Origin of the sequence: Tabrizicola flagellatus (genome assembly GCF_046295235.1) — a bacterium.
Lineage (GTDB): Bacteria > Pseudomonadota > Alphaproteobacteria > Rhodobacterales > Rhodobacteraceae > Tabrizicola > Tabrizicola flagellata_A.
Genome location: NZ_JBKBLV010000063.1, coordinates 1 through 11031 on the forward strand (window position 1 = coordinate 1; position 11031 = coordinate 11031).

General features: G+C 67.3%; 12 protein-coding genes and 1 pseudogene. 1 reads left to right on the forward strand and 12 read right to left on the reverse strand.

Annotated features, from left to right (window positions below; all coding sequences use genetic code 11):
- Positions 1-259: 259 nt before the first annotated feature.
- The 9 genes from ACK4IU_RS17770 to phnD form a co-directional block, all read right to left on the reverse strand.
- Entirely contained in the window at positions 260-1060 is an 801-nt protein-coding gene (locus ACK4IU_RS17770) for an inositol monophosphatase family protein (RefSeq protein WP_409737904.1), read from the reverse strand.
- A gap of 112 nt (positions 1061-1172) precedes the next feature.
- A complete protein-coding gene (locus tag ACK4IU_RS17775) occupies positions 1173-1988 on the reverse strand; it encodes an inositol monophosphatase family protein (RefSeq protein WP_409737907.1) in 816 nt (271 codons plus the stop codon).
- A 9-nt stretch (positions 1989-1997) separates the two neighbouring features.
- Positions 1998-3011 (reverse strand): ABC transporter ATP-binding protein, encoded by a 1014-nt coding sequence (locus ACK4IU_RS17780; RefSeq protein WP_409737910.1) that lies wholly within the window; start codon positions 3009-3011, stop codon positions 1998-2000.
- 8 nt (positions 3012-3019) lie between these two features.
- A complete protein-coding gene (locus ACK4IU_RS17785; RefSeq protein ID WP_409737913.1) occupies positions 3020-5182 on the reverse strand; it encodes an ABC transporter permease in 2163 nt (720 codons plus the stop codon).
- Positions 5182-6198 carry an ABC transporter substrate-binding protein gene (locus ACK4IU_RS17790; protein ID WP_409737916.1) on the reverse strand — a complete coding sequence of 339 codons (1017 nt, stop codon included), beginning with the start codon at positions 6196-6198 and terminating at the stop codon, positions 5182-5184. The genes ACK4IU_RS17785 and ACK4IU_RS17790 overlap by 1 nt, the downstream gene beginning before the upstream one ends.
- A 44-nt stretch (positions 6199-6242) precedes the next feature.
- On the reverse strand, positions 6243-7052 hold the full coding sequence (gene phnE / locus ACK4IU_RS17795) for a phosphonate ABC transporter, permease protein PhnE (RefSeq protein WP_409737919.1): 810 nt from the start codon (positions 7050-7052) through the stop codon (positions 6243-6245).
- Positions 7049-7858 carry a phosphonate ABC transporter, permease protein PhnE gene (gene phnE / locus ACK4IU_RS17800; protein ID WP_409737922.1) on the reverse strand — a complete coding sequence of 270 codons (810 nt, stop codon included), beginning with the start codon at positions 7856-7858 and terminating at the stop codon, positions 7049-7051. The genes phnE (ACK4IU_RS17795) and phnE (ACK4IU_RS17800) overlap by 4 nt, the downstream gene beginning before the upstream one ends.
- Entirely contained in the window at positions 7858-8676 is an 819-nt protein-coding gene (gene phnC, locus ACK4IU_RS17805) for a phosphonate ABC transporter ATP-binding protein (RefSeq protein ID WP_409737925.1), read from the reverse strand. Before phnC ends, phnE (ACK4IU_RS17800) begins: the two co-directional genes overlap by 1 nt.
- A 68-nt stretch (positions 8677-8744) precedes the next feature.
- Complete coding sequence (gene phnD, locus ACK4IU_RS17810) at positions 8745-9692, reverse strand: phosphate/phosphite/phosphonate ABC transporter substrate-binding protein (RefSeq protein WP_409737928.1); 948 nt, start codon at positions 9690-9692, stop codon at positions 8745-8747.
- Positions 9693-9865: 173 nt separating this feature from the next.
- Here phnD and ACK4IU_RS17815 point away from each other — a divergent pair, with 173 nt between their 5' ends.
- Positions 9866-10084, forward strand: coding sequence for a hypothetical protein (locus tag ACK4IU_RS17815; protein WP_409737931.1), 219 nt, complete (start codon positions 9866-9868; stop codon positions 10082-10084).
- Here ACK4IU_RS17815 and ACK4IU_RS17820 read toward each other — a convergent pair.
- From ACK4IU_RS17820 to ACK4IU_RS17830, 3 genes and pseudogenes are all read right to left on the reverse strand, one after another.
- Complete coding sequence (locus tag ACK4IU_RS17820) at positions 10047-10352, reverse strand: TrmO family methyltransferase (protein ID WP_409737937.1); 306 nt, start codon at positions 10350-10352, stop codon at positions 10047-10049. The two genes, ACK4IU_RS17815 and ACK4IU_RS17820, sit on opposite strands and share 38 nt — an antisense overlap.
- Positions 10329-10658, reverse strand: a pseudogene (locus ACK4IU_RS17825) (phage portal protein); the annotation flags it as partial. The pseudogene ACK4IU_RS17825 and the gene ACK4IU_RS17820, both read right to left, overlap by 24 nt.
- The coding region (locus tag ACK4IU_RS17830) for a terminase gpA endonuclease subunit (protein ID WP_409737934.1) at positions 10580-11031 on the reverse strand (452 nt) is incomplete at its 5' end. The gene ACK4IU_RS17830 and the pseudogene ACK4IU_RS17825, both read right to left, overlap by 79 nt.

Sequence of the window (11031 nt, forward strand, 5' to 3'; positions counted from 1 at the left end):
CCTGCTCCTTGATCATCCCGATAATCTGCGCCTCGGTAAAACGGCTTTTCCTCATGTCGTCTGCTCCTTCAGGTTGGGCAGACTCTACATCAGACTGAGGGAGCTTCCGGGGGGCAGGTCACGGCGCTTCAGCGCTTCGTTATAGGCGGGCCAGTTCCTGGTCTTGTAGGCGGGGGGTGTAGGTCTGCTCATGCAGCCAAGCTACCACGCTGGAGTCACGAGATGAATCCCTCATGGGATTTGTGCAACAGAGCCCGCGCTAGGCCTTGTCGGTAACGCCCGCGTGATCGCCGGGTGACGTTTCGATGACCCGCCGCGCCGCATCATGCAGGGTCGCATCACCCGCCGCCAGCACGCGCTTGCCCGACCCAAGGCGCAGGGGACGCCCCTCCCAATCGGTCACGCGGCCGCCTGCCCCTTCGATGATCGGGGCGAAGGGCGCCCAATCCCACAGCTCCAGCCCCGCATCGAGTGCGATGTCCGTGCCGCCCGAGGCAAGGCGCCCGTAAGCCAGGCACGACGCCCCCCAGACGCGCCAGCCGGTCGCCGCGCGCATCGCGTCGAGGGCGGGCAGGTCTCGCGGCCCGAAGAAATCGGGGGATGACACCGACAGGATCGCCTGCGCAAGGGCCGTGCCCGCCCGGCTGCGGCAGGGCGCCCCGTTATGCGTCGTCACCTGCCCCCGCACCCCGAGCCAGCGGTCGCGCGTGCGGTGCATGTCCATCACCCCCAGCACCGGCACCCCGCCCTGCAACAGCGCGATCAGCGTTCCATGCACCGGCACCCCTGCGACCCAGGCCCCCGTGCCGTCAACGGGGTCAAGCACCCAGGTCCAGTCCGCCCCGTCATTCACCGCCACGCCTTCCTCGCCCAGGATACCATGGTCGGGGAAACGGTCGGCGATGCGGGCGGCAAGCTCTGCCTCGATGGCGCGGTCGAGGGCGGTGACGAAACTGCGGTCCGGCTTCAGGTCAGGCGCGCCGGGCCGGGCCCCCTGCACCAGCGCCTGCGCGGCATCGGCAAGATCAACGGCCAGAACACGGGCGTTCTCCAGCATCATCCGCGCAAACCTTGGGTCGCAAGGCGCAGGCAGGTGGTGTTCAGGTCGATGACACTGACCACCTCGTGGACCATCGGGACGGCCGCTCCGCACTCGCCGCCGCGCATTGTGGTCACCTGATGACCTGCATGGGGCTGGCAAGGTCCGGAGGCGCCGCGTCCACGATGGCGCACAGGCCGTCGTAAACCCGCGGCGCCGCGGCAAGAACCACTCCGCCCTTCGGATCGGCGCCGACCGGGCGCGCGCGGCCACCGGCCTCGGTGATCGTGAGCACCCCGGCCAGGCAATCCCAAGGGTTCATGTGCGGCTCGTAGTAGCCCCCGAGACGGCCGGCTGCGACCTGCGCCAGCATCAGCGCCCCCGAACCGTTGCGATAGAAGATGCCCCCGGCCCGCATCAGCCCGGAGATGACCCCCGCCACGTGGTCGGGGTCAGTGCGGTGGCTGGCGCCGATGGCCACCAGGCTGTTGTCGATCCCGTGGTCGGCATTGCAGCGCAGCGCCGCTCCGTTCAGCCAGGCACCGCCGCCGCGAAGCGCCGTGAAGGCCTCGCCCGACAGGGGATGCGCGGTCACGGCGGCCACCGTTTCGCCGCCCCGCACCAGGGCGATCACCACGCACCAGTGGGGCAGCCCGGCCAGAAACGGCGAGGTGCCGTCGATGGGGTCGATGACCCAGAGGAACCCGCTCTGCCCCGGCACTGCGCCGCCCTCCTCGCCGAGGACGGCATCGTCCGGGAAGGCGGCGCCGATCCCGCCCCGGATCAGATCCTCCACCTCGCGGTCGGCCCGGCTGACGATGTCCTGCGGGCTGGCCTTGGCCGCGATCACCAGCCGGTCGCGGTTCCGGAAATGGGTCATGGCCAGCGCCCCGCCTTCGGTCGCCAGGCGGCAGGCAAGATCAAAGCGGGCGCGGATCGGGTCGGTCATGGGGTCTCCTCAGGCGACGCGGGAGACGTCGGTATGGGTGATGTGCAGGGTCACCTCCTGCCCGGCGTCCAGGCGCGGCTCTTGGATCGGGCGCGAGACCAGCATCTCGCCGACCTGGGCCGCCACCAGATACTCCATCCGGCTGCCAAGATAGGTCGCCGTCACCACAAGGTCGGGTCCGCCCGGCAACAGGGTGATGCGTTCGGGGCGGATCGACAGCGTCGCCTCGCCCTCAGGCCCCGGCACGTTGAGCCGCAGGCCGGGGGCGGTGAAATGGCCTTGCACTACCGTGCCCCGGATCAGGTTGGCGTCCCCGATGAAATCCGCGATGAACGGGGTCGCGGGGCGTTCGTAGAGGTCGGCGGGCGTGCCCAATTGGGCAATTCTGCCCCGGTCCATCACCACGATCCGGTCCGATACCGCCAGCGCCTCCTCTTGATCATGGGTCACATAGACCGCCGTCAGGCCGAACCGGCGCTGGAGGCTGCGGATCTCCTCGCGCACCTTGCGGCGCAGTTTCGCGTCGACGTTGGACAGGGGCTCGTCGAACAGGATCACGTCGGGCTGCTGCACGATGGCGCGGGCGACCGCCACGCGCTGCTGCTGGCCGCCCGAAAGCTCCGCGGGCAGCCGCTGGTGCAGCCCGCCAAGGCCCACCTGGTCAAGAATCTCGCGCGCCCTCGCCTGCGCCTGCGCCTTGGCCGTGCCCCGGATCACCGGGCCGTAAGCCACGTTGTCGAGCACGGTCATGTGCGGAAAAAGGGCGTAGGACTGAAACACCATCCCCACATTGCGGGCCGAGGCCGGGTCGCGGCTGACATCGCGCCCGGCGATGAACACCTGGCCCTCGGTCGGCAGTTCCAGCCCCGCGATCAGGCGCAGCGAGGTCGTCTTGCCGCAGCCCGAGGGGCCGAGGAAGGTGACAAGCTCACCCTTTCCGATGGCGAGATCGATGCCCGCCACGGCGACAGCCTCGCCATAGCGTTTGACCACGTTGCGGAATTCGATTGCCGTCTCGGTCATTTGGTCCCTCATTCCGCCGGTTGCGCGCTGCCGGTCAGCGCCGACCGTCGCCCCAGTTTCGCGCGGCCTACGGCCAGGTTCATCAGCGCCACGCAAGCCACCATCACCAGCATCAGGACCGTCGAATAGGCAATCGCCAGCGCATATTCGCCGTTCTCGACCCGCCCCATGATATAGGCCGTCGCCATGTTGTGCCGCGCCGAGACAAGGAAGATCACCGCCGACACCGCCGTCATCGCCGTGACAAAGGCATAGACCAGCCCGGTGAAGATGGCGGGCCGGATCAGCGGCAGCACCACATCGCGCAGCACCCGGCCGCCGCCCGCCCCCATGGTCTGGCTCGCCTCCTCCATGCTGCGGTCGATCTGCGCCAGCGCCGCAATGCCCGCCCGCATCCCGACCGGCATGTTGCGGAAGGTGAAACAGATCACCAGGATCCACAGCGTGCCCGTGATGTCGATCGGCGGCACGTTGAAGGCCGCGATGTAGCTGACGCCCACCACCGTGCCGGGGATGGCAAAGGACAGCAGCGTGCCGAACTCGAACGCGCGCTTGCCCGCGAAATCCTGCCGCGAGATCAGCCAGGCGGTCAGGATGCCGATGCCCATGGTCAGCGGTGCCGACAGCGCCGAGACCCAGAGCGTGGTGATCATGCTGTTCCAGGCCGAGCCGAAGAGTTGCAGGCCGCGCTGGCCCACCTCGAAGGAAAACGCGGTCCAGAGATGGCCGAAGGTCGGGGCCATCTCGAGCCGAGCGATGTCCTTGACGAAACCGCCGATCAGCACGATCGCATAGACGCCGACGGTGAACAGCACGAAAGGCACGACCGCCGCCACCGCCGCCCATTTGATCAGGGGCGGCACCGGGGCCACCAGCCCCGCATCCGACTTTCCGGTGACGGTCACATAGCTCGCCCGGCCCAGCCAGCGCGCCTGCACCCAGAAGGCCCCCACGGTCAGCGCCAGCAGCAGCACCGACAGCGTGGCGGCCTGCCCAAGGTCGTATTGCGCGCCGACGACGGCAAAAAAGATCTTCGTGGACAGCACGTCATAGCTGCCGCCCAGCACGATCGGATTGCCGAAATCGGCAAGGCTTTCGATGAAGGCCAGCAGGAATGCCGCCGCCAGCGCGGGGCGCAGAAGCGGCCAGGTCACCTTGCGGAAGGTGGTGACGGGGCGCGCGCCCAGCGTGGTGGACGCCTCTTCCAGCGTGGGGTTGATCGCCTCGAGCCCCGAGAGGATCACAAGGAAGGTCACCGGCGCGAAGGCCAGAACCTGTGCCATAAGAATGCCTGGCAGCCCGTAGATCCAACGGGTTGGACGCATGCCGAGCCATTCGGCGACCTCGACCGTGACGATCCCGGTGCGCCCGAACAGCACGATGATCGCCACACCGACCACGAAGGGCGGTGTGATGATCGGCAGGATGGATACCGCGCGCAGGAGGCGCTTCATGCGGAAATCGGTGCGCGCGACCAGCAGCGCCAGCGCAAGGCCCAGAAGCGTTGCAAGCAGCGCAGACAGCACCCCCAGCACCAGGGAATTGATCACCACCCCGCAGCGCCCTGCCCCCGTCAGGCAGCCGACCGACCACAGGTCGGATGCGGTGATGCGCGACAGGAAGGGACCTGTCGAAAGCGTGCCATCGGGCGCAACGAAGGCTGCAGACATCAGCTTGAGGATCGGAAAGAACACGAACAAGGTCAGTGCCGCGACGATGCCGACGACGGCAAAGGCCGGGAACCGCTCGCCCCGGCAGAAGCCTCGCGCGGCAAGCACCTCGGCCAGCGCGCCGATCAGCGCGATCCCCGCGACCCAGGCGCCCCAGCCGAACCCCGGCTGCCCCGCGGTGGCGGCGGGAAACAACACCCCGACCCCCGGCAAGGCAGGCCCGCGGAGCCCGATGCCGAAGCCTTGCAGGATCAGCCAGACCAGCCCGGCGCCGACCAGCGCCGCGCCTGCCGGATGGATGCGCCAGTCGCGGGTCAGAGCCCCGAGGGCCGCAAGCGCCAGAGCCACCGCCGCCAGCGGCATAAGCCAGACCCGGCCCGCCAGACCTTCGGACAGTGCCGAGGCAAAGAGGGTCCCGCCCTTGAACCAGGGCAGGACCAGAACCGCGGCCAGCAAAAGGCCAGACCAGACAAGGCCGATCCGGCCTTCCTCCGCCTTCATCACTTCGGCAGTGCGCCGATCTCGGCGTCCCAACGGGCCAGCAGCGCCGCGCGCACCTCGGACGAGCCGTACTTGGCGAAATCATAGTCGATCAGCTTGATATCGGCCAGTTTCGGCGCTTCGGGCGGGGTCGCGGCATTGACGTTGGACGGCACCTGGAAGGATTTGGCCGTGGCGCCGATTTCCTGAGCCTTCGCCGTCAGCGCCCAGTCATACCACATCTTCGCCGCATCCGGGTTCGGGCCGCCCTTGATCAGCGACATCGAGCCGACCTCGTATCCCGTGCCCTCGCAGGGGGCAACGGTGACGATGGGCGCGCCGCCCACGGCCTCGGCCACGGCATCATGCATGAAGACGATGCCGATGGCGGTTTCGCCGGTTGCAGCCGCGCGGATCGGGGCCGAGCCCGATTTGGTGTATTGGCTGATATTGGCGTGCAGCTTGGCCAGATAGGCAAAGGCTTCATCCTCGCCCATCAGCTGCACGACCGTGGCCAGCATGGTATAGGCCGTCCCCGACGAGTTCGGGTTGGCGACCTGGATGTCGTCCTTGAACCGCGCGTCCAGCAGATCCTTCCAGCAGGCGGGCGGGTTTTCGGTGATCATGGTCGAGTTGTAACCATAGCCGAGCGCACCGGCATAGATGCCCACGGTCCTGAAGCCCGAGGTTTCGGCCTGCGCCACGGCCCAGGGTTGCAGCTCGGCCAGCATGGGCGACTTGTATTCCTCGGTCAGACCTTCCTGCGCCGCTTGCAGGTGCGGATCGCCCGTGCCGCCCCACCACACATCGCCGCGCGGCTGGCCCTCCTCAGCCTTGATCTGGGCGAAGGTCTCGCCCGAGGACTTGCGCGTCATCAGCACGTTGATGCCGGTTTCGCGGGTAAAGGCCTCGGACTGCGCGCGGCACCATTCCTCGCCGACCGAGCAGTAAAGCACAAGTTCTTTGGCCTGCGCGAAGGCGCTTGCCGGCAGCAGGGCAAGCGCCGTGGCACCGATCAGGGTAAGGCGTCTGGTCATTGTCCGTCTCCCGTTTGGACCCCGCGACGTGCGGAGCGTTGAAATCAGATGATTGCGCTGCGGACGCGCGCCGAGACCCACTCCGACAATACCACGGTGGCAAGGATCACCAGCAGGATCATGGTCACTTGCGGCCAGGCCAGCACGTTGAGCGAGGCTTGCAGCTTGAGGCCCAGGCCGCCCGCACCAACCAGTCCGAGGATCGCGCTTTCGCGGATGTTGATGTCCCACCGGAACACGGTGATGCCCCAGAAGGCGGGCAGAACCTGCGGCACGATGGCATAGTCCAGCACCTGCGCCCGGCTGGCGCCGGTGGCGGTAACCGCCTCGACCGGCCCCGTATCGACCTCTTCGATGGCCTCATACAAGAGCTTGCCGATGAACCCGATCGATCGCAGCCCGATGGCGATGATCCCGGCGAGGATGCCCGGGCCCATGATCGCCACCAGCAGGAGCGCCCAGATCAGAGAGTTGATCGACCGCGACGCCACGATCAGAAAAAGTGCCGCGGGCCGCAAGACCGTTGCAGAAGGCGTGGTGTTGCGCGCCGCAAGGAAGGCGACGGGCACGGCCAGGATCACGCCCAGCACCGTGCCCAGCGTCGCCATGTTGAGCGTATCCCACAGCGGCCACCACAGCTCGGACATGTAGGACCAGCGCGGCGGCATCATGCGGCTGCCGATGTCGGCGGCCTGGCGCGGCGCGTCCCAGACAAAGACCCACATCGTGTTCTTCGTCATCACCTGCCAGCAGAACACAAAGAGCACAACCAGCGCGAACCACGCGCCCCAGATGATCAGTTGCACGCGTGGACTGCGGCGACGCCAGACGGCGGGATGCGACGTGTCGGTCATTGCAGGAACTTCCGCAGATAGGACGAGCCGTATTCCGCCACCATCACCAGCCCGATGATGATCAGCAGGATGGCACCGGCACTGTCGTATTCGTAGCGGTCGATGGCGGTGTTCAGCGTCGCCCCGATGCCGCCGGCCCCCACGATCCCGATCACCGAGCTTTCGCGGAAATTGATGTCGAGACGATAGAGCGACAGACCGATCAGCCGGGGCATCACCTGCGGCTGGATCGCATAGTTGACCATCTGCGCCCAGGAGGCGCCGGTGGCGCGGATCGCCTCGGCCTGCGCCTCGTCGATGTCCTCGATGTCCTCGGCGAGAAGTTTCGACAGGAAGCCGATGGTTCCGAAGGCCAGCGTCAGGAAGCCGGCAAAGGGCCCGAAGCCGAACATCGCCACGAAGAAGATCGCCACGATGATCTCTTGCAACGCGCGACTGGCCGCGATGATGCTGCGACAGATGTAGTAGATCCAGGCCGGGGCCACGTTGCGCGCGGCGCCGATGCCGATCGGCACCGAGATCAGGACCCCCACCACTGTCGAGGTCAGTGTCATCGTCAGGCTTTCGATCAGGCCCTTGCTGATATCGTTCCAGCGGCTGGCGAAATCGGGCTGCAGGAACCCGCCGATAAAGCGCAGGCCACGCTCCCACCCCTCGGCAATGCGCGCCCAGTTGGCGTCGATGGTGGCGAGCGCCAGCACCAGATAGACGGCGGCGCCGATGAACAGGATGCGCCGCCACAGCGGATCGGTGAAGATCTGCGGCGGCCGCTTCCAGCGGCTCGGATACATGACGGGCGCTTGCATCAGACGATCGCCGCCATGCGACGGGCAGCTTCGCGGTCGGCCTCCTCGTCCTCTTCGGTCCCCTTGCGCATCGCGTCCCAGTCCTCCGCGCCGTAGATCGCGGTCAGCGCCTCATGGGTCAGCTTGTCGGGTGTGCCGTCGAACACGACCCTCCCCGCCCGCAGCCCGATGATGCGGGCGACGAATTGCTGCGCCAAGGGCACGTCGTGGATGTTGACGATGGCCGGCAGACCCGCTTCGTCACAGATCTCGATCAGAAGGCGCATGATCTGGCGGCTGGTCTTGGGGTCGAGGCTGGCGGTCGGCTCGTCCACCAGCAAGAGTTCGGGCTCTTGCGCCAGTGCCCGCGCGATGCCCACCCGCTGCCGCTGCCCGCCCGAAAGGGCGTCGGCGCGCTTGTCGGCATGCTCCATCAAGCCCACGCGATCGAGCAGGCGATAGGCGCGGCGGATGTCGTCGGGGCCATAGCGGCGCGTCAGGCTGGTCCAGAAGCCCACATAGCCCAGCCGCCCCGACAGCACGTTCTCCATCACCGTCAGGCGTTCGACCAGGGCATATTCCTGAAAGATCATCCCGATCCGCCGCCGCATCCGGCGCAACTCGCCCGAGCCGAGGCCCGTAATCGGTTGACCCGACAGGGTGATCGTGCCCGATGTGGGCTCCACCAGCCGGTTGATGCAGCGGATCAGCGTGGATTTGCCCGCCCCCGATGGCCCGATCAGGCCAACGACCTGCCCTTTCGGCACGGAAAAAGACACGTCCGACAGCGCCTTGTCGCCGGTCTTGTAGGTCTTGGTCAGATTGGCGATCTCGAGCATGCGTCCCCGCTGGAAATGAAACACGCGGGCGGAGTTTGTCCGCCCGCGTGGGCTTGTTCAACCGAAGGTTACTGGCAGGCGTAGGACACGCCCATCGCGGCGTCGATCTCGCGAACCACCGTCCAGTTGTCCTTGAAGGTGATCGGGATGAACTGCTCTTCGCCCGACTTGTTGAACTCGGCCGCCAGCGACGAGCCTTCCCACGGGAAGCTGAAGAACGCCTCCTTGATCTTCTCCTGCAGTTCCGGCGTCAGGTTGTGCGCCACGCCGTAGCCGGTGGTCGGGAAGGTTTCCGACTTGTAGATCGACACAAGCTGATCGGCCGTGACCGCGCCCCGTTCGATCATCCGCACCATCACCGAATTGGCGATCGCGCCGGCATCATAGTCCTTGTTGGCGACACCGAGGATGGTGTTGTCATGCTTGCCCGAGAAGGCAGCGGTATAGTCGGTGCCCGCGACCATGTTGTACTTCGCCTTCAGCAGCGCCGACGGCGCCTTGAAGCCCGAGTTCGAGGTCTCGGCGCTGAACGCCAGCGTGCGGCCCTTGATGTCCTCGATCTTCTCGATCCCCGAACCGGGATAGGTGATGATTTCCATCTCGTAGCCATAGCTGCCATCCTTGGCGGCCATCATGGCAAACGGGCGGAAACCGGCGCAGGCAATCGCCAGCGGGTTCGACCCGGTGTTGAAGCCCGCCACATGCAGACGGCCCGCGCGCATCGCCTCGATCTGGGCGGCGTTGCTGTCCACCGGGAAGAACTGCACCGGCTTGCCGGTGACGGCCTCCATGTGCTTCAGGAAGTCGGTCCAGACCTCGGCATAGACTGCCGGATCCTCGACAGGGGTATAGGCGAAGATCAGGGTCGCGGGATTTACAAGCTGGGCCGGATCGGTGGGGATGTCCGCGATCATGTCGCCATCGGCGTCCGTGTAGCGCGCGTCCAGCGTGAACTCGGCCAGGGCCGGGCCTGCGAGGCAGAGGACCGCGGTCGCCGTGATAATCTTGCGAAGCATTTCGATCTCCTTTTTGATCCGGTTCGCGACTTAGCCATCGAGTGTAACGGACACGCGACAGATGGCGCCCCGCGTTGCCCTGCTGTCTGGGCCGGTCCCGGTCTGGTCGAGCGGCCTTGATGATGCGTTGCACGGCCTCGAACGGTCCGAGGCGCCCCCGCCCCTGATGCGAGATGCGCGCCCGGCTTGACGCGACGACGCCGCCGCTTGGCGTGATCGAGGCGACGGCGGCGGGCGGGGCGCTGCTCGTGGCAGGCGTGACCGGCCTGATCGACCGGACCCGCAGCATCGGGCGGACGATGTCGGCGCTTGCCCCGGCAGCGGCCATGGACGGCATGCAGGAAATACTCTGGGTCATGCCCTCGGCACCCAGATCGAAAGGTCGGGTTTGAGGTCGATCAGCGGCGTGCCATCGACGCAATCGAGGCCACGCACCGTCACCCCGGTGCCATCGACGCAGATCAGCCGGACGGAGGAAATGCCCAAGGGGTTGGGCCGCATCGGCGACCGCAGCGAGAACGTGCCCAGCACCCCGCCGTCATTGCGCGGCGATTGCAGCGCGAGATCGCGCCGCGCCAGGTGCAGCCAGTAGATCACCTGCAGCACAGAGCGTTCCGCGACCGCTGCCAGAAGCGGCCGCCCGATGGCGTCGAACTCGATCCCGCAGCGGATGCGGTTGCCGTTCGCCGCCGTCTCGGTCTTCTCGAGGGGCAGCATCTCGGACTGGAGCAGCTGCAGTTGCAGCGGGACCAGCAGCCCGTCGTTCGCCGGTCCGCTCGAACCGGTGGCGCGGCCCCGCTCACCCCGCCGCGGGCGCAGCCGGACGAAGCACTCGCCCGCGACGAACATCTCCCGCGCGACCATGGCCTGCAGGCCGTAGAAGTCGGTCAGCCCGTCGGCATCCGCCTCGTCGGTCCAGGCGAGCCAGAGCCGCTGCACCCGGTCGCGCAGATCGGCGTCACCAACTGTTCGGCGGTCAGCTGCTTCAGCCATTCGCCATCCGCCCAGTCCGGCAGGTGGATCGTGCCCGGCGGGCACTTGGGAGCGTCGGCGTTCGGCGGGCTCGCGTCGCCCCACCGGGGCGACGGTTCCGCCTCACCCTGCCGCAGGAAGCGGTAGGTCTCGGCCTTGAAGGTCGAGACCGCCACGGTCCAGAGCCGGGCCCCGCGCCGCAGGCGTTTGCCGCCCTCGGTCGCATCCACGAAGGTCGGCCCCGACACCGGGCTCGAGCGGTTGAACCCCTCGACACCCTTCACCGGCGACACCTGCCCAAACCCCTGCGCCCGCGACCAGGAATAGACCGCCGGGGCTTCGTAACCGGTGTCGATGGCGAGACGCG

What these genes read in the sequence shown, in the direction of transcription:
- phnC (WP_409737925.1), bottom strand. Translation starts at nt 8,676, where the DNA reads ATGCTCGAGATCGCCAATCTGACCAAGACCTACAAGACCGGCGACAAG.
- ACK4IU_RS17785 (WP_409737913.1), bottom strand. Translation starts at nt 5,182, where the DNA reads ATGAAGGCGGAGGAAGGCCGGATCGGCCTTGTCTGGTCTGGCCTTTTG.
- ACK4IU_RS17775 (WP_409737907.1), bottom strand. Translation starts at nt 1,988, where the DNA reads ATGACCGACCCGATCCGCGCCCGCTTTGATCTTGCCTGCCGCCTGGCG.
- ACK4IU_RS17790 (WP_409737916.1), bottom strand. Translation starts at nt 6,198, where the DNA reads ATGACCAGACGCCTTACCCTGATCGGTGCCACGGCGCTTGCCCTGCTG.
- ACK4IU_RS17815 (WP_409737931.1), top strand. Translation starts at nt 9,866, where the DNA reads ATGCGCGCCCGGCTTGACGCGACGACGCCGCCGCTTGGCGTGATCGAG.
- phnE (WP_409737922.1), bottom strand. Translation starts at nt 7,858, where the DNA reads ATGCAAGCGCCCGTCATGTATCCGAGCCGCTGGAAGCGGCCGCCGCAG.
- phnD (WP_409737928.1), bottom strand. Translation starts at nt 9,692, where the DNA reads ATGCTTCGCAAGATTATCACGGCGACCGCGGTCCTCTGCCTCGCAGGC.
- ACK4IU_RS17780 (WP_409737910.1), bottom strand. Translation starts at nt 3,011, where the DNA reads ATGACCGAGACGGCAATCGAATTCCGCAACGTGGTCAAACGCTATGGC.
- phnE (WP_409737919.1), bottom strand. Translation starts at nt 7,052, where the DNA reads ATGACCGACACGTCGCATCCCGCCGTCTGGCGTCGCCGCAGTCCACGC.
- ACK4IU_RS17770 (WP_409737904.1), bottom strand. Translation starts at nt 1,060, where the DNA reads ATGATGCTGGAGAACGCCCGTGTTCTGGCCGTTGATCTTGCCGATGCC.